At 44.5% G+C, this 21,590-nt stretch carries 12 protein-coding genes; 3 read left to right on the top strand and 9 right to left on the bottom strand.

All coding sequences use genetic code 11. The annotated features are described in order from the left end of the window. Nucleotides 1-15 precede the first annotated feature (15 nt). From RB604_RS03320 to RB604_RS03300, 5 genes are all read right to left on the bottom strand, one after another. A complete protein-coding gene (locus RB604_RS03320) occupies nt 16-3,627 on the bottom strand; it encodes a SusC/RagA family TonB-linked outer membrane protein (RefSeq protein WP_055293807.1) in 3,612 nt (1,203 codons plus the stop codon). A gap of 26 nt (nt 3,628-3,653) precedes the next feature. Continuing rightward, complete coding sequence (locus tag RB604_RS03315) at nt 3,654-4,751, bottom strand: FecR family protein (RefSeq protein WP_055293805.1); 1,098 nt, start codon at nt 4,749-4,751, stop codon at nt 3,654-3,656. A 124-nt stretch (nt 4,752-4,875) separates the two neighbouring features. Next, nucleotides 4,876-5,463 carry an RNA polymerase sigma-70 factor gene (locus RB604_RS03310; protein ID WP_005928449.1) on the bottom strand — a complete coding sequence of 196 codons (588 nt, stop codon included), beginning with the start codon at nt 5,461-5,463 and terminating at the stop codon, nt 4,876-4,878. A 24-nt stretch (nt 5,464-5,487) separates the two neighbouring features. After that, nucleotides 5,488-6,210 (bottom strand): response regulator transcription factor, encoded by a 723-nt coding sequence (locus RB604_RS03305; RefSeq protein ID WP_005928451.1) that lies wholly within the window; start codon nt 6,208-6,210, stop codon nt 5,488-5,490. Further along, nucleotides 6,207-7,565: a sensor histidine kinase gene (locus RB604_RS03300; protein ID WP_055293803.1), complete on the bottom strand. Its 1,359-nt coding sequence runs from the start codon at nt 7,563-7,565 to the stop codon at nt 6,207-6,209. The genes RB604_RS03305 and RB604_RS03300 overlap by 4 nt, the downstream gene beginning before the upstream one ends. Nucleotides 7,566-7,749: 184 nt before the next feature. Here RB604_RS03300 and RB604_RS03295 point away from each other — a divergent pair, with 184 nt between their 5' ends. After that, nucleotides 7,750-8,202 carry a DUF3267 domain-containing protein gene (locus RB604_RS03295; protein WP_007479724.1) on the top strand — a complete coding sequence of 151 codons (453 nt, stop codon included), beginning with the start codon at nt 7,750-7,752 and terminating at the stop codon, nt 8,200-8,202. A 28-nt stretch (nt 8,203-8,230) separates the two neighbouring features. Here the strand turns inward: RB604_RS03295 and RB604_RS03290 are convergent, their stop codons facing one another. Both RB604_RS03290 and RB604_RS03285 read right to left on the bottom strand, forming a co-directional pair. Continuing rightward, on the bottom strand, nt 8,231-11,935 hold the full coding sequence (locus RB604_RS03290; protein ID WP_055293801.1) for an SGBP N-terminal domain-containing protein: 3,705 nt from the start codon (nt 11,933-11,935) through the stop codon (nt 8,231-8,233). A gap of 645 nt (nt 11,936-12,580) precedes the next feature. Next, nucleotides 12,581-14,815 carry a sensor histidine kinase gene (locus RB604_RS03285; protein WP_005928463.1) on the bottom strand — a complete coding sequence of 745 codons (2,235 nt, stop codon included), beginning with the start codon at nt 14,813-14,815 and terminating at the stop codon, nt 12,581-12,583. 134 nt (nt 14,816-14,949) lie between these two features. On the opposite strand from RB604_RS03285, the gene RB604_RS03280 reads away from it, so the two are divergent. After that, nucleotides 14,950-15,477 carry a DUF4890 domain-containing protein gene (locus RB604_RS03280; protein WP_005928466.1) on the top strand — a complete coding sequence of 176 codons (528 nt, stop codon included), beginning with the start codon at nt 14,950-14,952 and terminating at the stop codon, nt 15,475-15,477. 60 nt (nt 15,478-15,537) lie between these two features. On the opposite strand, the gene RB604_RS03275 is transcribed toward RB604_RS03280, so the two are convergent. Together RB604_RS03275 and ahcY are read right to left on the bottom strand one after the other, a co-directional pair. Further along, a complete protein-coding gene (locus RB604_RS03275; RefSeq protein WP_055293799.1) occupies nt 15,538-18,048 on the bottom strand; it encodes a YfhO family protein in 2,511 nt (836 codons plus the stop codon). A gap of 129 nt (nt 18,049-18,177) precedes the next feature. After that, nucleotides 18,178-19,596, bottom strand: a complete 1,419-nt coding sequence (ahcY, locus tag RB604_RS03270) for an adenosylhomocysteinase (RefSeq protein ID WP_055293797.1) — start codon at nt 19,594-19,596, stop codon at nt 18,178-18,180. A gap of 189 nt (nt 19,597-19,785) precedes the next feature. Here ahcY and RB604_RS03265 point away from each other — a divergent pair, with 189 nt between their 5' ends. Then, complete coding sequence (locus RB604_RS03265) at nt 19,786-21,366, top strand: sensor histidine kinase (RefSeq protein WP_055293795.1); 1,581 nt, start codon at nt 19,786-19,788, stop codon at nt 21,364-21,366. The last annotated feature ends 224 nt before the right edge of the window (nt 21,367-21,590 follow it).

The raw sequence follows: 21,590 nt of genomic DNA, 5'->3' as shown, positions 1-21,590 counted from the left end.
ATTTATTGTCTTTTTTTATAATCCTAATCTTAAAGTTAGAGTAAACTGTTTGGGTACAGGAGAAGCCACCCCGCCAGAACGAAAGAATTCCGGGTCTTGTCCGTTTAATTTAGAATCCGAATAAACGAGGAAGAGGTTGGTTGCCTGCAGTTTCAGTTGCAGATTATTCAGCTTGAATTGCTTGATCCAGGCCGGGTTGAAATCGTATGATAAAGAGATCTCTTTCATCCGGATAAAATCGCCTTTTGCAACGCGGACATCCGAATAGTTATACGCATTATAGGCATATTTCAGATTGGGGATGTCTTGTACCTGGCGTTTGTGAGCTATTACCGGAATGTTGGTATGGGCTTCGTCTCCGGGCACCGTCCATCTGTTCTTAAATTCTTTGGGCATTGCATCCAGATCGGAGTACTCGCTTTTGAATACAGGGTCCAGGCGGACTACATTTCCGAAAGAGTAGGTCATGAAGACATTTAATCTGAAATTCTTGTATGAAAAGATATTTCCGAAACTTCCCGTAATGGTGGGATCGGTAGGACCTTCGTATTTCAGGAAACCTTTTTTCATCGATTCCTGGAAATTGATTTCTGTGATGGTTACCTCTCCGTTTTCATTGATAAAAGTAGGTAGCCCGTCTTCATTCAAACCTTGGAAAGGGATTGAAAACAGTGCACGTACGGGATACCCTTTTTCGGCAAATCCCATTCCGGAGATGAGGCTCATTACTCGTGCTTTAGAGTCCAGTTCGGTTATTTCATTCTTGGATTTTGAGAAGATAAAATCCGTAGTCCACTGAAAACTCTTTGTCCGTATGTTTTTGGTAGACAAGGTCAATTCGAATCCGCTTGATTTCATAGAAGCCACATTGGCGTATTTCATTCCTTGTCCGCCACTACCTTGTGTATTGATGACTCCGATCAGGTCATAATTATTACGGGTGTAATAGTCTGCACTAAGATTGATCCGATTGTCGATAAAGCCGAAATCAACACCGATATTGAATTCATGCTTTTTTTCATAAGTCAGTTCGCTGTTTTCCAAATCTTCTATTTGCAAGCCCGATTCTTTTACATCGGCGAAAGGGCGGTAAGGGGAGTAGTTGCGGTATACCACACGGGAGTTGGTAACAAAGGCGGGGCCTCTGTCGGCAGTCAGACTATAAGAAGCCTTTAGCGTAAAGTGCGACAAGGCCGGAGTCAGTTTCTCAAAAAACTCTTCTTCATGCATGTTCCATGCTAAGGCCGCGTTCCAGGTAGGCAGCCAGCGAGCCGACCGGGCTTTTCCCAATCTGTTGGAACCTTCATAGCGGAGCGTTCCGGTGGCTGTATATTTTCCCATATATGAGTAGGTTGCCATACCGAAGAAGGCAAGGTTCCGGGAATAGGTCAGGTCATTGTAGTAGTATTGGTTATTCTGTTCTATTCCTTGTTTGAATATCAGGTAATCGTAAAAAGGCACCCCTCCTTTTTCATATTGGTAGCCCCAGCCTCTTGACCAGTATTGGGTACGGTCGGCCGAGTTCGCTTCTGTTCCGGCAAACAGGTTCATAATATGTTTGTCCTTGAAGCTGGTGTTATAGCTCAGGCTGGCTCTGAAGTCATATCCGAACAACTTGTATTCGTTTTTATCGAAGATACCTCCTTCCGGTAATACGACTACGGGAAGTGAGTTCGGAAGATCCGGATTTTTGTATAGGAGCGGATTCTTATCGAGTATGGTTGCATCTCCTGCGGCACGATATGCCTCGGGTTGATTAGAGTTCTCTTTTATAAGATGATCTTGTGAGGTCATCTGATATTTTACTGCACCTACAACTTTAGCTTCCAAGCCTTTGATGATTTTCCAATTCAGTTCACCCTGGAATTTGAGATCTACCACATCCAGATCGATGTAGTTTTTGTCCAATTCATTCAGAATGTTGAAAGGGGCATAGTTTCTGGTATAATATACCAGTCCGTTTTCATCTTTCAGAGCTAATGTTCTTGATGTATTCAGCGCATAGCTGTATGGGTTGATGTCAAAGTCGCGCCTAACCTCTCCGCTCACTACATCTATCTCCTGGCTCAATGTTCCGGGAGCTTTTTGTTTTCTGTAAGAACCGTTGGAAAGCAGCGTCAACGTCAGATTGTCGGATAGGTTGAAGGAAGCATTGGCATTGGCTGTATATCTTTTGACCGAGCTTGCTTTGGTCCAGCCCGGATCATTATAGATACTGATCGAACCGTAGTACTTCGCTTTTTCCGTACCGGAACTGATACTGATCGAGTGATTCATGGTGATGTTGTTATTAAACAATTCGTCAAACCAGTTCGTGTTTCTCATTTCGGCCATCTGAAGGTATCCTGCACGTGCTTCGGGGGTATTTTCCAGTCCCCATGTCTGGGTCTTCGGATTATAATCGTTGATGAGCTGGTACATCTTTCCATAAACTCCGCTATTGGAGGCCCGGTAAGTATCAGAGAAGATCAGCCAGCCTTTTTCTGCCATTTCATTGTAAACACCCATCTGTTCCTGCGAATCCATTATGTTGAAATCGTTATAGTTAGGTTTCAGGCGGGATGTGAATTCACCGGTATAGTTGATCCGGCTGACACCGGCCTGCCCTCTCTTTGTGGTGATTACTACTACGCCCGCCATGGCTCTGGCACCGTATATGGAGGTAGCCGAACCGTCTTTCAGAATTTGAAAACTTTCGATATCGTCGGCACTCAATCCGGCTATTGCAGAACTGATCAAGGTGACGGCGTCGCCGGAAGACAGGTCATCGGCGTTGATTTCAACGGCATCTTCCATGACAACGCCATCGACCACCCATAGCGGTTTGGAACTGCCGTAGATAGAGGTGGCACCGCGTACACGAATCTTCGGGGCAGTGCCGAAAGTACCGGACACATTCTGTACGGATACTCCTGCGGAGCGTCCTTCCAGTGCGCGGCTTACATCGGGTATACCGTCCAGGCGGGCATCTTCTGCTTTTAGCCTGTCGGTTGCACCGGTAAACAGGCGTTTGTCTACTTTTGTCATACCCGTCACGACCACTTCGTCCAGAATCTGCGAATCGGAGTTAAGGACCACCTTTATCGTCCCCTCTTTGATCGGGAGTTCTTTGGTCTCCATTCCGATGTAGGAGACGATCAGGGTTTTTGCCTTTTCCGGAATGTTTATCTGGAAGTGGCCGTCGAGATCGGTGACTGTCCCGACTGTTTCATCCTCTTTAAACCGGATGCTCACCCCTGGCAGACTTTCCCCTTTATCATCTACCACAATACCCGACGCCTGTTTTACTTTCCCTTTCTCGGGAGCTTTACGGGGTTTGAATATCTGGATGTATTTGTCTTTTATTTCATAACTAAGAGATTGTCCTTTCAAAATGATCTCCAATGCTTCGTTGATCGATTTATCCTGGAAACGAACGGTTATTTTCCGTCCCAGGTCTACATCATTCACATTGAACCATAGGGAATAGGTGGTTTTTGCTTTTAGTTGTTCCAAAGCTTCTTTTACTGTTACGTCTTTCAGATCGAGAGAGAAGTTCTTCTCCTGAGCGGAAATGACCTGTGCACAGATTAAAAAACAGGTGATTAAAGCCATTTTCATAAGGGCTTTCCATTCTTTTACATACATCGGCGCTATTATTAAATTATGATTGATTATTTTCTTGATATAATTATTTCATCTCCATCGATCGTGTAATACAGATTGTTGTTGGCGGCCATGATATCCAGTATCTCTGTAATCGTTTCGTCGTTTCGGAAATCGCCATAGAAGCGTTCGGTGCTCAGTTGGCGGTCTTTTATTTCGATTTTCACATTGAATGCCCGTTCCAGATCACGTACAATCTGACTTAGCGGTTCTTCGTTGAAAAAGAGGGTGTTTCGTATCGTTACGCTTGGAACCCGTATGGATGCTGTGGGTTGCCCGGTGACATTGCTCGGGATAACATCCAATATTTCCTGTTTCGGATGTGTCCACATGGCATAACTTTTGGCATCTACGTTTTTCACGGTAACCCGGTTTTCCTTTTTGTTGATGACTGCCTGCTGGTTGGGGATAAGCAGCACGTTTCTTACATTGTTTTCGATATTTCCGACATTCAGGCTACCTTCTACCAAAGTAACCCGTGCACTTTCATCTTCCTTATAAGATTTAAAGTTGAATTTGGTACCAAGTACTTTAATCTTTACCTTTCCGGAAAGTACACTGAATGGGAGTTTCTTATTTTTGGTGACTTCAAAATAGGCTTCGCCGTCCAGAGAAACATTCCGGTTGGAATGACCGAAACTTTCCAGATAAGATAACCGGCTTCCGGAATTCAACCATACAGAGGTTCCATCGGGTAAAGTGACTTTAGATTTGGAGCCATAAGGGATTTCAATTGTTTGTGCCAGGCGAGAGTCTGATGAGCCGGAGCGGGCTATATAGTAGGAACCTGCACCCAGCCCGAATGCTATGGCAAAAACGGCTGCATACCGTATCCAGGAGCGGGGCACGGAATATCGCCTGCTTTCTTTCTGCTTTAGACCGGTCTTTCTGGCGAAGCCGGCATAGGCATCTCCGATTTGTGAGGAGAAGAATTTCTTGTTTTGAGAGATACGCAATCCTTTTATCAACAGATAATACTCTTTGTACACCTGCTTGTTTTCTGCGCTGTTTTCATACCATGCTTTCAAAACAGCCTCTTCCTCTTTGGATATCTGCTTGGAGAACTGCCTGTTGATAAGATTAAAAATATCGATGTCGTTGTCCATACTTGTCGCCTTTTATAAGTAGGACGTCCGGGAAATACAGTAGGGTAGTGAGAAAAGAACTTTTTTCGATAAAAGTTTTCTTTTTTATCGAAAAAAGTATCACGAAGCTTGTTTAATGCGGATTTTACTGATTAAAAAGATAGAAATATAAGGCTGTAATGGTGAGGAGGTAATCTTTCAGTTCCTCTCTGAATAGGCTGAGTGCTTTTTTGATGTGGTATTTCACTGTATTGACGGAGATGTTCAGCTCATTAGCTATTTCGGCATAGCTCTTGTTTCCATACCGGCTCAGCAGGAATACTTTTTTGCATTCTTCGGGCATTGATTGGATAATTTCTTCTATTTTCTTTTCCAGTTCCGATGAGACGATCTGCTCGAACATCTCTTGATCCGGGATGTAACAGCTCGACGAGCCGATTTCACTTTCAAGGCTGAATACTTCCGCTTCTCTGGACCGGCTTCGTAAGTAATCGATGCATTTATTGTGAACGGAGGTGAGCAGATAGGATTTTACAGAAGTTGAAATGATCAGTTGTTCTCTTTTTTCCCAAATAGACATCATTACATCTTCCACTATGTTCTGGCTGATATAGTAATCTTCTACATATTCATACGCAATGGCGCCCATCAAAGCATAATAATGATCAAAAATGAATTTATATGCATGATGGTCTCCTTCTCTGAGCTTCTTTATCAGTTGCGCATTGTACATGAAAAACGGTCTATTTGGGGTTGTTCATATTTCTAACAGGCTTAATCCTATTCCTTTCACGGTTTTGATATTTACAGACGGATCTTCCGCGAACAGCTTTCTTAGTTTGGTGACAAATACATCCAGGCTGCGTGAAGCGAAGTAATCGTCCTCCGTTCCCCAGAGTTTTTCAAGGATGGTTTCGCGTTTCACTACTTCGCCTTTCTTTTCGCAAAGCATTTGCAATAGTTTTGTCTCGCGGGCTGTCAGTGTTTTATTGGTACCCGATGCGTGTTTCAGGGTAGCATGCTCTGCATCCAGCGTATAGTTCTTTCCTATTTGATAGATACCTTCCGCCATGACCGGTGTTTTCGGGGCCGGTGTTGCGGCGGGTGCTTTCTGCTTCATTTTCATTAAAGCCTGTACGTGTGCATTCAGCTCTTCGGGGAGAAACGGCTTTTTTAGGTAGTTGTTGACTCCCAATTCGTAACCTTTCACCACATCCTTGGGTGAAACACGTCCTGAACTGAAAAGGATAGGGGTATCCGGATCGGTTTCACGAATGCGTTTTACCATCTCGTAACCATCCATAACCGGCATTTCGATGTCCGAAACGATTACGTCCGGTTGCCATTCCTGCCACACTTTCAGTCCTTCTTCTCCATTGGCGGCATCTTTTATTTCGTATCCGCCGATCATGTCTTCAAGTCCTCCCCGGATGATGTATCTCAGGTTGGCATCGTCTTCAACCAATAATAACTTTATCATGCTGTTTCTCCGTTATGTTGTGGAATGTTTATCGTAAATTTGCTGTATTCTCCTTCTATGCTTTCCAGCTTTACGCTGCCGTGGTGTGCTTCGACGACATGCAGGACATAGTTCAGCCCGAGTCCGAAACCGGAAGCACCTTCTTTACGGTTGCGTATCACGGCCGAAGCGCGTTCGAATTTCTCGAAAATCTTTCCTTGCTCTTTCAAGGGGATGCCCATACCGTTGTCTGTTACACTGATATGGGTATATCCGTCGGTGGAGGCAGAAGAGGATATTTTTATCTGCACACTCTCACCCGAATATTTGATGGCATTGTCTATCAGGTTGCTGAGGGCTTCTTTCAGGAATTCTTCGTCAGCGTATGCTTTTTCTTCTTGCAGGTCAAGAGCAAATTCCACTTGCTTTTCTGCCTTGGCGGTGAACTTCTCGATCAGGTCTTCGATGATCGGGCGCAGTTCCACTTCTGTTTTCTCAAGTAGCAGTTTCCCTTCTTCCAGTTTCGATAAGGTCAGTACTTTGTTGACCAATGCCAGCAGATGTTCCTCTTCGTCTTCCATGATGTCGAAGTACTTCTCTTTCCGTTCCGGCTTATCGTCGAGTTTTCCACTGCGCAGGATACGTGTGCCCATGAGGATGGAGCTAAGCGGCGTTTTCATGTCATGAATCATGGCATACGAGAAGTCTTCACGTATTTTGGCTATTTTGTTTTGTTTCGCAATCACTTTGATTTGTTGCACCAGGCAATAGATGACGATGAACAGAAGGAGTACGGTTCCTATAAGGAACATACGCATCTGCAGGATGATCATTTTATAAGGATTTTCAATGGTAGCCTGTATACCTTTGGAGAAATCTTCCCGGATAGGGTAGATTTGTGTCTGCATCTTGCTGTGGAGCCGGACGAGATTGTTGTCCTCTGCGAAATCTTCTACGTATTTGTAATGGGCAGAGTCTATTGCAATGGAGTCGATGCGGAAGCGAAGCTTTCCCAGATTGATTTTATCCAGTTCTTCCCGATAACATGAATCCAGCAATTGATAATCGAGCGGGATATTGTATTGGTGATGAATGCAATGCAAAGCGGTCACCAAAATCAATCTGTCGGCCAAATCATTCTTTGCACGTACTTTGGTAGAATCGAGCTGGAGTACGGTGCCATTGGGGATATTGTTTTTAAACCGATCGCTGGTCCGTGAGGACTCCTGTAACTGCGCTTCCAGGAAAGCATTGTTTATTTTGTCGTATAATTCATTCTCCAACAGATGGTAGGAGTTGGAAAACCACATTCCCTGTAATGCCATTACCGCAAGGATGGCAATGACAGTAATATAACGAAATAGCGGTTTATTCATACTTTTGTCTTTTAATTTGCTGGCAAATATAACAAATTTCTTCGTTAACGTAACGTTAACCTAACGATAACGTTGTAATAACATTCTTTTTGCAAGCCGCGCCTTACCTTTGTATCATCCGGAATCAGTGATAGGACTGTATGAAGAGTGAAATGTTCCGGTCGGTAGGATCAGAAAGAATGCGATGAGAGAAGACGATACGGAATATGAAAAATCTCCGGTGACTGTGAGCCGTGGCATGAGTGGGACGCAAATCACACTTTGCATGGTTTCATGCGCTTATTCGTTCATAATGTATGAATGGGTTCGCGCACTCTTTTTTCTGCTTTTCTCTAAAAAAGGGAAACGGTCGGTTTCTTTCAGGATGAGAGGACGTTGCCTGTCTGCCCGTTGTCTATGTTGTGAATATCTGCGTGTATGGCAATATGTGGTCGTTTCCTTGATGCCTGCTGTTCTTCTGGGCGTGATTCCTTTGTTTTATGCTTTGCTCTCCGGCAGATATCTGTTACTCCCGGTTGCTGTCCTGTTTCTATTGATGGGGGCGAATGATTATAAGACTGTCTGGCTGCTTCGATATTTTGAGGCGGGGCATTGGGTAAAAACGACCCTGCACCCCCGGGATGCTGATAACAGATGATAGCATGACGGGGATGCAGGGGGATGAATTATCTTCTCATAAACTTGATGGTAGTTGTTTTCGTTTTGGCGATATACAGGCCGGCATGCAAGTGTTGTACGCTAATATGACTTTCACTTGAAGTGAGCAGGGGCATACCTACACTGTTGTATATAGTCACGGTTTCCTGTTCCGGGTTATTGATGAATCCGTTGAAGTATCCGATTCGGGCGGTTGCTGCGCTGTTTTTTATGCCTACCGGTAATTTGGATGCATAATCGTAATATACGTTCGGGTTCAGCAGATAAGCTGCTGCGTTCTTTAATAGATTGACGGTATTTGTATTGAACAATGTATAGCTGTCTCCTTCGTTGCTTAATCCGATGAGCAGATATTTGGCAGAATTGTCGAGGTTCAGTTCGTGTATATGAACTTTGGCATCGTCTCCGTCAATGGTAGCTAAAGTATGGTTGGCTGTTTCCATTGGAACCGTCCAGCTTGTACCGGTAAAAGGTGCTGAGACATATTGGAATGCGTTGATTACCGTGCTGGGTTGGGCAAGCAATTCCAATTTATCACCGTCGAAAGCTACGTTGGTAAAGATCGGATGGTTTTGCAAAGTTACATCCACATTGCTGTGCATGCGGCCTATTTCCGTATTGTTCGGTGTGGACCAGTTCCATCTGTCTTTGCTATAAGTAAAGGCTTTCAGGTTCAGAATAGGCTTTATGCCTGCCAGATCCGAAGTAGCTACGCCGATCGGGTTATTACCGGCAACACTGGCATGTATCACAATCAGATCGTAATTCCGGTAATAGGCTTCCATGTCTGCCGGTTTAGTTGCCGAGGCATCGAGGAACTGTACGTCATAATCGGCAAAAGCGGATAGAAGCAGACCGTCGTAAGAGGCTGCGGCACCGGTAGCGGTCAGCATGCCTACTGCAATTTTATCTGAAACGATCGCATTTACCGTATATACTGCTTTGCTCCCGTCTTGTGCGGTAACTTCGATGGACAAGGGGCCGTTGGCAAAATTATGCGGATTGCCGCTTTCAAAGTCGGCACTTGCCAGGCTTGAGTTGAGCAGGAAAGTGACAGGCCATTCGCCTGGAATTGTTCCTTTGACGAACTGACAGGTGATTGTTTTGGCTTCATTGTCCACAATGGCTTTTTTTCCGTTGATTGTTGCACTTTTAATCGTATTATCCGGGCTCTTGCTGTTACCGTCATCGTTGGAAAGAAGTTCGGTTGTAGCCGCCAGATAAGCGATGCGCGGACTTCCGCCGCCGGTAAGCGTCATCGGATTCAGGCTGCCGCCGATCTGATAAAGATCTTCTCCGGCAGTAGAAATGGTTACTTTGCGGTAGATACGGAACGATTTGGTTCCGATGGAGGCGGGTATGACGACTCCCTCGCCACCGCTGCGAACCGGAGGCAGTTCGGCTTCTTCATATCCGATAATCGATTGGGCGTCAAAGCTCAGCCCGTCAGAGAACAGGATGATGATACCGCATCCGGAGTCGAGGTCTGCACTGGTTCCGTTCACTTTGACAGAAGCGATATTTTTTTCCGAGCTTTTTTCTGTCAGTGTTCCCTGAATATAGTAGTCATCGCTGGATATATACATGAACGTGTAATTGCCGGAGGTTTCATAGACTCCGTTTTTACTGGTTGTATTCATCATCTTGCTATTCGAAGCGGAGAAGATCATCTCGTCTATGCTGCCGGCATTGATGGTATATTTGCTGTCGGTAGTAATCAGTGTACCGGTCTGGGCATTTGAAGAAGAATTACCGTCAAAATCTCTTCCTAAGTCCACGCAGGTAGTGGTGAACGAATAGGTGCCGGTTTTGAAACTCCATACGCTGCCCGGTGTTGTACCTAAAGTGTTGGTTGCATCCACCCGCCAATAGTAAGTTTTGTTCATCTCCATCTCTCCTTCAAAAGTGAAAGAGGTGGTGGTGAGGTTATTGGCCACTTCTGTCAAGCTGGCTGCATCAGCGCCAAAGAAGAGACTGTAAGAGACATCTCCCGCCCATGGGCCGGTTTCGTTTTCCCATGAAAAATCGACTGAGGTATAAAAGCGGGATACCTCGTTTACGGCAGGAGAGGGAGTATGGCTCTGGTGGGGTATTTGAGGCTCTCCTTCCGTAGCGGTTTTTAGAATTTCCGAGGGAGTCGAAGCATCCAATCCGGCTTTTTGGGTGATGAGACGGAAATGATAAGTTTGGTCTACTAACAGGTTTGTGGCATTGTAGGAAGTGGCATCGGCTTGCAGGGTGGCACAAGTAGTGAACGTTGTTCCGCCGTCGATTGATTGTTCCAATACGATCTGGTCACTTTCCGTAGCATTGTTTTTCCAAGACAGGTTGATCGATGTTTTCGTACGGCCGGTCATTTTCAGATCCGAAGCGCAGCGTACGTAGGCTGCTGTGGGCTTGTCGATGCTGTTGAAGTAATTTTCAATGTTCGGATATCCGTTTGCTCCCAGTTGGAGTGCATCCGATGCGTCGTTTTTGTTCAGTCCGTTTGCATCCTCCCACCAATCGGGTATTCCGTCATTGTCTGTATCCGGTGCTTTGGGGCCTTTACTGATCACTCCGATGTAATTGTATATCTCGTTTTCTCTTTCGTGAACGATTAGCTTTCCTTTTTTTCCATAAGATAGTAATTCGTCGATCATAAACTGATCTACGGCTGTGCGTGCAGGCAAGGAAGCACCTACTGATGCCACTACCTTATCCAGCGCCTCTTGGGGAGACAGGATGCCTCCTGAAATTTCGGGATGTACTTTCGGGATACCGGTGAATGCGCTACGTTCGTTGACGAAGCCGGCATTGCCGTAATCAGAGTTGGTGGTGGCTCTTCCATCCAGAACTCCGTCTTTGTTCGTGTCTACGAAGTCATTGTTGTGATATAACTGGAATGTGGGCGTTGCCCGGGTAAAAGGACTGGAACTGTTGGGGCCGGCGATGAAATAGTTACCTTCCAGCCATGCCCATGAAGAGGCTTCCGTATCGCCTAAGATATAACCGTTGCCGCCTCCCCAGTTATAGACTACATTGTTGATAAACTGGTTCAATCCTTTTACTTTCGGATTACGGGTTTTGTTGTCGATGTACAGGCAACCGATGATAGAGACCCCGTTGTTGGTCTGGATCAGACCGCCGGCAGAGTGGGACATGATTCCTTGCCCCATAATCGAATTTTGGATCGTGATATCACCCGGCTCGGTTCCCTTGCCGTCCCAGTTGATGGAAAAGTTCTCATCCAATCCCCAGGCTACAGACAGATGGTCGAAGATCATATTCTGTCCGTTGGCTATGCCGGCGGCATCTTTCCCGGAAGAACCTTTGTCTTTGCCCATGTAGATGCGCAGATAGCGAACGATCAGGTTGCTGGCTCCCGAAAAGGAGACACCGTTTCCATGGATGATAATGCCATCGCCCGGTGCTGTCTGTCCTGCTATGTAGGAATTACCACTGAAGACGAGGCGTGATTTCAGTTTGATTTCACCGCATACGTCAAAAACGATGTAACGTCCGGGCTGGCTTATGGCATCGCGCAATGAGCCGGGGCCGGAATCGTCCAGATTGGTCACATGATATATTTGCGGATTGGCAACCGCACGTGCACCTGTGGCGTATCGTCCGAATCCTTCAGCTCCGGGAAAAGCCAATTGTTGGGCTTGCAGGGATACTGATACAACATTTATCAGTAGAAACAACGATAATAGAAGTAATTTGTTTTTCATTGTACTGTTAATCTAAATTGTTATAAAAAATGATTTAAGCAAAAGGTGCGGGCTATAAACTAACCGGTTATTGATTAGTAAATATGCCAACATGCAAATAAACGGCAAAAAAAAGAAATGGCAAATGTGAGAAATGATACTATTAGTATTGATTTTGACCATTTTGTGCACATTGAGTTATTTTTACCTCGATATAAAACAGAATATCACCTTGTTTTTATCCCCCTTCACCGCCTTCACCTTTTCCGGTCAATCGGCTTATTCATCGGTGTTTGGAGGTGAAGCCCCATTCTGTTTTTTTTATGTATTGTGCAAAAGCCCCTTACGAACGGTGCGTACAGATTGTATGAACAATGCCTGGCAGAGGTAAGCACCGTGCTTACGATTGCTGATGTGCCGTGTTATTTTCTTCGGTGGCGCTTCACCCCGTATGACCGATGAACAGGGAGATTGACCGGAAAAGGTGAAGACGGTGAAGGGGGTAAAAACTGGTTGAATGAGCGACTTATTGTAGTGTGACGTCGCGGTTCACTGCCGATTGCATGGTGCTTCACTGCCGGTTGCATCACAATAGATTGCCGGTTGCATATTACCAATAAGCGACTATGATTTTTCTTTTTTTTTGAACGATGTATTAACCCGGCATCAATTATCTCTGACCGGAAAAAATAAGGTGAACTCACTGAATTTATTTTCAATACTTTCCAAACTTACTTTACCGTTATGCGCCGTCATCACTCGCTGCACGTAGTTCAACCCCAACCCGAAGCCACCGGCATTGCTTCGTTTGCCGGCATCGGCCCGTTCAAACTTGTCGAATATTTTATTTTGTTCTTTGAAGGAGATTCCTAAACCGTTGTCGTGCACTTTTATTTTTGTGTAATTACTTTCTTCTTCACATACGATGTCTATTTTCACCGTTTCACCGGAATATTTGATGGCATTGTCTATCAAGTTACTAAGAATCTCGCGTAAGCAAAAGGCATCCGCATATACAGAATTACAGTGATGAAATGCTTTTGAAAATTCTACGGGCTTGTGGGTTTTTAGTCGGAACTTCTCTATAAGGTCGTCGATGAGAGGTTCCAGCACGACTGTTTCTTTGTGCAGTTGCAATTCGTCCTTTTCTATTTGAGTCAATAAGATGACGCGATTGGACAGTGTGAGCAGATGATTGCATTCATCGGAAATGGCTTGCAGGTATTTTTTCTTTTTTTCCGCTTGTTCTTCCAGTTTGCCTGTGTTTAATATATGTGCACCCATGAGGATGGTATTCAGTGGTGATTTCATGTCATGAATCATTGCATAGGTGAAATCTCTCTGAAATAGTGCGAGACGGCGTTGCATAAATATCATCTTTACCTGATAGAATACGCAACAGGCAATGAGCAGGAACATAAGCCCCAGTGAAAGAAGCAAGGGCCATAAGGGCATTAATATAAGTACTTGGGGTGAAGACAGCCTTCCTTGTATCACCTTGCTGCTGTCATTGTTCAGAGGGATGAAGCGGGTTGCCAGGTCTGAAATCCTCGCTGCATGGCCGGGGCAGGTACTTTCTTCTGTTTCTCGATCGGGGTAGGTTAATATGTCTATACAGGTGGGGCGGGTGATGCCCGCTTCGTATAGGCGTGCAGTGAATGCCGAATCCATATATTGCAAAGAGAAAGGGGCGGGAGTGGCACAGGAATTTATAGCTTCGAGCATCTTGAGCGCAGAGCGCAGTGTGTAGTTTGCATCTATCGAGTTATACTGATGAAAAACATACACCCTTGTTGCGGGCGATTGGGTTCGGGCTGCTTCCTCTTTTTGTCTTCGGGCAAAGGGTGTGAGGCCGGTTTCGGGATAGTTCAGTATCTCCTTTTTCTCGTCGCTTGCCATATACTGTGGGAACTGGTGATATCCCACTTCCTTGAAGAAAGCCTCTTCGAAATAGGTGTTTACCTCATGTTTTAGGGTCGTATATCCGGTGTGATACAGAAAGCCGAACCAGATAGCCAGTAATAAAAAAGTTCCTGTCAGGCTTATTATCGATAGTATTCTGGAAGAACGTTGTTTCTTTTCCTGACTCTTGCGGGCTGCTTCTTTGGCTGCCGTTAGAGTGTCTTCGGTCATACCGAGCAAAGTATTGCTTTCATTTTCTATTGCTTGCCATTGCTCCAATTCCATTTTCTTCTGAATGCCGGTAACCGGGGTAGCCATGTTTTCGGCCAATTTATAAAAAGATTTTTCTTGTGCTTTGATCGATTGTTGTTGGCGGATGATCCGTTTTATCTGAGAAATGATACTGTATATAACTACGATCATCAAGCCGAATGTCAATAGATAGAATAAGGAGATTTTTTCCAAGATGAGCGTATAAGGAGAAACGATAATGGCTTGTACGGCTATTTGATTGCTGCGGTCGATGAAGAACGGTTCGGATTTCAATACCCCTACTTTCCGGTCGAATGTAGGGTTGGTGCTGTCTAATATCCGATTGATGCCGTTATTTATTTTATTGATTACGACTTCGCTGTCTATATTGTCTATTTTCAGTTTCTTTCTCAATACGGTGGCTAATTCGTCGATAGGGAACTCCACTTTGTATTCTGTTTTTAATATTTGAGCCAGATCCTCGTTTGTTCGCAGATTCTGTTCATCTTGCGAAAGTTTGGAGTTTGGTGCGGTAGGTATGTAGGCGATGGTTGTACCATCGGGATAGGGAAGTTGGTTGGCCAGATTATCGTTGGTTTCGTAAAAGGCAATGGCAAAGTTTTTATTTACGGTAAGTTGCATGGCTTCCATGTTGCTCCGGTAGGCATAGAAGAGTCCTCCGATTTGCAGGATAAGAGTGATGATGAGGCCTATAATCGTAATGATCGTAACTTTTCGGATACGCATGGTCTATATTTTTGTTGCAAAGATAGCATTTTATTTATTTTCTGCTGGTCGGTGAAATAATCCTGCTTGTCGATTTTGCTTTTAAAGGTGTTATGTACATGCTATCTTTGATTATCAATAAATTAAATAGGATTATGAAAACAAATTTTAAAATCGCTTGGCTTATCGCTTTACTGGCGGGTATGCCTCTTTTATTATCAGCACAAGAAAAAGACCGTTCTTCGTTACCGCGTGAAGTTCTTTCGCCCGAGAAGGTAGCCAAACGCGAAACGGATGAGATGAAAAAACAATTGCAACTGACAGAGAAGCAGTATAAGAAAATCTATAAACTTAATCTGAAAGAACAGAAGAAACGGTTTAGTGCGATGCAGAATTCCGAACGGCCGAATCCTCCTATGGACAGACCTCACGGCATGGGCGGAGGACGTCCGCCGATGATGGGCGGAGAGCCACCTGCGATGGGCGGAGGACGTCCGGATAGAGGTGAAAACTCTCAAAGAGAAGATAAAGCTGAGGAAATGCAAGAGGCAGTGGCCGCCAAACAAAAAAAAATAAAGAAGATATTGACAACAGAGCAATATGAGAAATGGCAGGAGATAGGTACTAGGCAGAAAGACAGGCATCCTCAACGTTCGGTTATGAAGGAAGGAGATAATGGATAAAGAAATGAGAGCGTATCCGAAAATTCGGGCACGCTCTCATTCTTTTATTTAAGCAGGTCTTTATTTCTTCTTTTTATAGTATATCCATATGACTGCTATTACTCCAATAAGCAATAGTATCAGTGCGCCATAAGCAATTCCCTCTGTCACATGCAGGCTCTGCGGATCAAAACGCATCTCGATCGTGTGTGTGCCGGCCGGAACATTCATGGCACGCAAAATATAATTTGCACGGGCTATATCCGCCGGCTGGCCATCAATGGTTACCTGCCATCCCGGCTGGTAATAGATTTCGGAGAATACGACCACACCGTCTTTGGGAGAAGAAGCCTCATATATCAGGTGGTTAGGCTTGTAGCTGACAAGTTTGACGGTACTTGCCGAGTCGACCTTCAAGCCTTCGGTCACCCCTTTCAGGATATCTTTAAATTTGACATCGACGATGGCCGTATTTTTCAGGTCTACTTTACCTACGGCATCGATCTCTTCGTTAGCATTGTCAACGTATTGCACTTTGTCGACGAACCAGGCATTACCGTACGCGTATGGATTCAGAATGGGGGCTGTTTGTCCCTGCTGGTTGACAGGGAAAATGAAATACTTTGTATTCAGCATGTTCAATACCTGGAACTTGCCGGCATCTACACTGTCCATTTCTCCACCGGACGCTGCTACCTCCTTAAAGGCTGCTTGCATTTGGGGTTTGATGTGGTGGTCTATCATTTCCTGATAACGGCGCAATTTGGCGGCATGGTATCCGCCGACGCTTTTGTGCCAGTAAGCAGTGTTGTTTTCGTCAAATGTGGAGGTGGCAAAGTTTAGTACCCGGTAGTCCAAACTCTTGTCTTGCAGAATCAGTTCATCAGCTTTTGTCTTGTTAAATGTTTCTGTCCGAATGGAACGGGGTACAAACTGGTCATCATGGAGATAACGTTTGTTGACGGTCCACATATCCCCCAAACAAAGCAGCGCAATACCCGCGATGGTAAATGATTTGCGTAACTTGCCCGTTGCATAAAGCCAAAGCAACACACAGCCGATGGCTATGATGATAAAGCTGCGTAGGGCATCGGCACTGACAAGTGCTCCGCGCATGTCTGTAAGGCTGGCCAAAATGCCGGAAAGTTCGTTAGCAGGTATCATCTGCTGGTCGACGGCATTTTGAAGCATCTGAACCTCCCGGGCAGATACAAAACCGGAATTGAGACTACTGGGGGCTATGAACAGCAGTAAGGCAACGCCGGCAGTCAGTACGAAACTAATGCCGAATGCTTTTTTATCTTTCTTCCATATGCCGGGCTCTTCTAAAATGCGCTTTAAGGCAAAGATGGCCAACAGGGGTATTGTGAACTCTGCAATGACGAGAATAGACGATACTGCACGGAACTTGTTGTACATCGGGATATAATCGATGAAGAAGTCCGTCAACGGCATAAAGTTCTTACCCCATGACAGGAGGATGGAGAAGAGTGTTGCTCCGACCAATGCCCATTTCAGAGGCCCTTTTACGATAAAGCATCCTAAGACGAACAGGAATAATACGAATGCGCCTACATAGACGGGGCCTGCTGTCCAAGGTTGGTCACCGAAATATTGCGGGAACGAACTGTATAATCCGCCGTACATCGGGTTTGCTTTTTTCATGGCCGTATCGCTTTGGCTGAGGACAGCGCCGGAAGAACCACCTTTAAAGTTGGGAACAAGCAGCGTCCATGTTTCTCCGATACCATAACTCCAGTTTGTAATGTAATCGCGGTCTAATCCGCTACTGGTCTGTTTGGCTGCATCCCCGGTTTGAACCAGTTCGCTTTTACTGCGCATGGTTTCTTTACTGTATGTGTAAGTGTGGTAAAGATTGGTAATATTGGTTGCCACACCGACAAGGGCCGCCACTATTAATATGGCACTTGCCTTGAAGAACTTCGGTAGTGTTTTGTTGCGCCATGCGTCTTCAAAGTAAGCCCCTACAAAAAAGAGGATGACGAACAGGAAGTAATAAGACATCTGTACGTGGTTCGATGTAATCTGTAGGGCAATGAAGACGGCAGTGACAATACCACCTAATAACAGACGCCCTCGGTAGGCAAGGACAATACCGGCCAGAGTAGGCGGTATGTAAGCAAGAGTGATGAACTTCCAGAGGTGTCCGGCGGATATTAATATGAAAAAGTAGGAGGAGAATGCCCACATGATTCCTCCTAATCCGGCAAGCCAGGCCGGTATGCCGAATGCTCGCAGCAAGATGTAGAAACCGAGCATCAGAATAAATGTCAGGCTGACATAATTGGGTAGAAACAGCTGATACACTTTCTGTACCCACTGCAACGGTTTACTCGTGTCGTAAGAGGGGGCTATCTGATAGGTTGGCATACCGCCGAAGATGGAATTTGTCCAACGGGTACGTTCGCCTGTCTGTTCGTAGTACTCTTTGGCTTCTTGTCCGGCACCGGCACCGGCAGCAATGTCATGCTGGAACAAAATGCGGTTCTCTATGTCCGCCGGAAAAAAGTAGACGAAGGAAATCAGAATAAATGCCAGAATGGCAATGAGGTCGGGAAGAAATTTTTTCATTTACAATTTGACGATTTACGATTTACAATTGAAATTTGTATCATTTACGATTTGACGATTTACGGGTTCAGATGTTGATATCCAAAGGCTGTTATCAATCGTAAAATCGTAAATCGTCAAATTGAAAAATTAATAGCGATAGTGATCCGCTTTATATGGACCGTCTACCGATACGCCGATATATGCAGCCTGTTCGGGAGTCAGTTTTGTCAGTTTCACACCTATCTTCTCAAGATGCAGACGAGCTACTTCTTCATCAAGATGCTTAGGCAAACGGTATACATTGATATCGTATTTTTTGTTGAACAATTCGATTTGTGCCAATGTCTGGTTAGTGAAAGAATTGCTCATTACAAATGACGGATGCCCCGTTGCACATCCTAAATTTACCAGACGTCCGTCGGCCAGCAGGATGATGCTGTGACCGTCAGGGAAATAATATCGGTCTACCTGTGGTTTGATATTTACACATTTGATACCGGGGTAGTGTTTTAATGCATCCACTTGTATTTCGTTGTCGAAGTGTCCGATATTGCAGACGATAGCCTGGTCTTTCATCTGTTCCATATGGTCGATACGGATAATGTCGATATTACCGGTAGTCGTTACAAATATATTTCCCTCTTTGCACGCGTCTTCCATAGTTACTACTTCGAAGCCTTCCATAGCCGCTTGTAAAGCACAGATCGGATCTACTTCCGTTACCAAAACACGCGCTCCGTACGAACGCATGGAGTGTGAGCAGCCTTTTCCTACATCACCATAACCGCAAACTACTACCACTTTGCCGGCAATCATCACGTCTGTTGCGCGTTTGATACCGTCTGCCAATGATTCACGGCAACCATACAGATTGTCGAATTTCGATTTGGTTACCGAATCGTTTACGTTGAATGCCGGGAAAAGTAATTTTCCTTCTTCCTGCATTTGATACAGACGGTGTACACCGGTAGTCGTTTCTTCGGATACGCCACGTACTTCAGCGGCAACACGGTGCCAACGGCTATTATCTACTGCCAATACTTTTTTCAGAATGGCATTCAGTTCGATTTCGTCTTCGGCATGCACTTCTTTATCTAATACGGCAGCATTGTTTTCTGCTTCATATCCCACATGGATCATCATGGTGGCATCACCGCCATCGTCTACAATGACAGTAGGACCTTTACCACCGGAGAAGTTCAAAGCTTGAAGAGTACACCACCAATAGTCTTCCAGTGTTTCGCCTTTCCATGCATATACGGCAACGCCCGAAGCGGCAATGGCTGCTGCTGCATGATCTTGTGTCGAATATATATTGCAAGAACACCAGCGTACCTCTGCACCCAATGCAACGAGTGTTTCAATCAGTACGGCTGTCTGGATAGTCATGTGCAATGAACCCATAATACGGGCGCCTTTCAATGGTTTGGATTCTCCATACTTTTCGCGAAGAGCCATAAGGCCGGGCATTTCTTTTTCTGCCAGATCGATTTCCTTGCGTCCGAAGTCTGCAAGTTTAATATCTGCCACTTTGTAGGGCAGTGTAGAGAATAATTCTGTAGACATATTTTAATTTGTTTAAAAAATAAAAGTAGTTGCAAAGATAGAACTTTCTGATTAGTAGGACAAAAGCTATCGTTCTTTTTTAATCAATAATAACTTCGATGATGCCGTAGTTTTAATTGTAAATGTTATATATTTGCATGTTTATGGGCAATATATACAACAAAACGGATAAAAATCTAAAGAATCTTTATGGGACTATATGATCAGAAAACGAAAGATGAACTTCTTGAAATTGTAAAAGAATTGGAGAGAAAGGTGGAGGACCTTACCTCGGAGTTGTCTTCGTTGGAAACAGGAAGATTCCGGGATAAATATAGTACCCGTATTTTAGATGCATTGCCTGATATGCTTACTGTCTTTGATCATGATGCAAATATTATAGAACTTGCTTCTTCTCCGGAAACAAACCATGTGGAGGGTACTACTACAGAAAGTATTGTTGGTGCAAATGTAAAGGATATTGTACCTGAAAAAGCTTACGAGAGTGTTCGGGAAAACATGGATAAAGTGATAGAGACCGGTAAGGGATCGATAGCTAAACATTCGTTGATGCTCGATGGAGTTTGGCATCATTATGAGAATCGAATTTTTCCGCTTGATGATAAATATTTGCTTTGTATGTGCCGTGATGTCTCGGAAAAGGTGAAAGTCGAAGGGGTGAATGCCATTCAGCGAAACGAAATAATTCGTCTTAATTCTTTAATGCAGGCCATATTGAATAATGTGCCTGTATATTTATTTATAAAAGACACCGGTAATGATTTCCGCTATCTTTATTGGAACAAGGCTTTTGCGGACCGAACCGGCATTACAGCGGAATTTGCTGTAGGTAAAACGGATGTGGAAATTTTCCGTAGTGATGAGGAGGTCAGACGTTTCAGAAAGGGAGACTTAGCCGTGATGGAGGCCGAGAAGGTAGAGTATCTGGAAGAATATACTACGCTAACCGGTGATACGCGTACCGTGGCAATGATAAAAACACTTGTACCTTCCGGTAATAAGCAACCTTATATTGTCGGAGTAGGATGGGATATGACCGATATTAAAAAGACGGAAAAAGAACTGATCGATGCCAGAGTCAAGGCAGAGGAAGCCGATAAACTGAAATCTTCTTTTCTCGCCAATATGAGCCACGAGATACGGACACCTTTGAATGCAATTGTCGGTTTTTCGAAACTTATCATCGAATCCGGAGACAAAGAAGAACAATCCCAATATGCAGAGATTATAGAAAAGAATTCCGGTTTGCTGCTAAATCTTTTTAATGACATTCTCGATTTATCTGCTTTGGAAGCCGGATCGCTGAAATTTTCGATAGGATCGGTCAGAATGAGGGACATATGCGCCCGGTTGTATCATCAATATTGCGATTCCGTTCATCCCGGAGTAATCCTTGTGTTTGATGAGGTTGACCCGGACTTGTGTGTGCAGGGTGATTGGGACCGTATTTCTCAGATATGGCTGAATTTGCTTAGTAATGCTATCAAATTCACTTCCGAAGGAGAGATTCATTTCGGTTTTGAGAGAAAAGGGGGGATGATTCAAGGATATGTGTCCGATACGGGTATCGGGATTCCGGTAGAACGTGCTGCAACCATTTTTAGCCGTTTTGGGAAAGTCAACGATTTTGTTCAGGGAACCGGACTCGGACTGACTATTTGCCGGATGTTAGTTGAAAAAATGGGAGGACGTATCTGGGTGCGTTCAAAAGTAGGAGCAGGGACTATATTCTATTTTACGCTTCCGATGGTATGCAAAACCAAAGGATGATATAGATGGAGTTGTGGTCTTTAAAACTGTAAATTGATAGATGAACCGTAAGTAAAAAATGTAACGCATCTTTTTGCGTTATTTATGTAAAGTTGTATATTTGCGGTATGTTCATTTTGTGAACATACCGGTTTTTTGTAAATATAGCCCAAAACGCTGTCGAACTACCACTTGATGCAAATCGGCTATTTTGAGAACTTACTCTATGGGTGAGGTGTATATAT

The sequence above is a fragment of the Bacteroides salyersiae genome, assembly GCF_031172035.1.
Lineage (GTDB): Bacteria > Bacteroidota > Bacteroidia > Bacteroidales > Bacteroidaceae > Bacteroides > Bacteroides salyersiae.
The sequence above is the reverse complement of the archived record's forward strand: the minus strand, read 5'-3'. Positions and strand labels throughout refer to the sequence as shown.

What these genes read in the sequence shown, in the direction of transcription:
- RB604_RS03320 (WP_055293807.1), bottom strand. Translation starts at nt 3,627, where the DNA reads ATGTATGTAAAAGAATGGAAAGCCCTTATGAAAATGGCTTTAATCACC.
- RB604_RS03315 (WP_055293805.1), bottom strand. Translation starts at nt 4,751, where the DNA reads ATGGACAACGACATCGATATTTTTAATCTTATCAACAGGCAGTTCTCC.
- RB604_RS03310 (WP_005928449.1), bottom strand. Translation starts at nt 5,463, where the DNA reads ATGTACAATGCGCAACTGATAAAGAAGCTCAGAGAAGGAGACCATCAT.
- RB604_RS03305 (WP_005928451.1), bottom strand. Translation starts at nt 6,210, where the DNA reads ATGATAAAGTTATTATTGGTTGAAGACGATGCCAACCTGAGATACATC.
- RB604_RS03300 (WP_055293803.1), bottom strand. Translation starts at nt 7,565, where the DNA reads ATGAATAAACCGCTATTTCGTTATATTACTGTCATTGCCATCCTTGCG.
- RB604_RS03295 (WP_007479724.1), top strand. Translation starts at nt 7,750, where the DNA reads ATGAGAGAAGACGATACGGAATATGAAAAATCTCCGGTGACTGTGAGC.
- RB604_RS03290 (WP_055293801.1), bottom strand. Translation starts at nt 11,935, where the DNA reads ATGAAAAACAAATTACTTCTATTATCGTTGTTTCTACTGATAAATGTT.
- RB604_RS03285 (WP_005928463.1), bottom strand. Translation starts at nt 14,815, where the DNA reads ATGCGTATCCGAAAAGTTACGATCATTACGATTATAGGCCTCATCATC.
- RB604_RS03280 (WP_005928466.1), top strand. Translation starts at nt 14,950, where the DNA reads ATGAAAACAAATTTTAAAATCGCTTGGCTTATCGCTTTACTGGCGGGT.
- RB604_RS03275 (WP_055293799.1), bottom strand. Translation starts at nt 18,048, where the DNA reads ATGAAAAAATTTCTTCCCGACCTCATTGCCATTCTGGCATTTATTCTG.
- ahcY (WP_055293797.1), bottom strand. Translation starts at nt 19,596, where the DNA reads ATGTCTACAGAATTATTCTCTACACTGCCCTACAAAGTGGCAGATATT.
- RB604_RS03265 (WP_055293795.1), top strand. Translation starts at nt 19,786, where the DNA reads ATGGGACTATATGATCAGAAAACGAAAGATGAACTTCTTGAAATTGTA.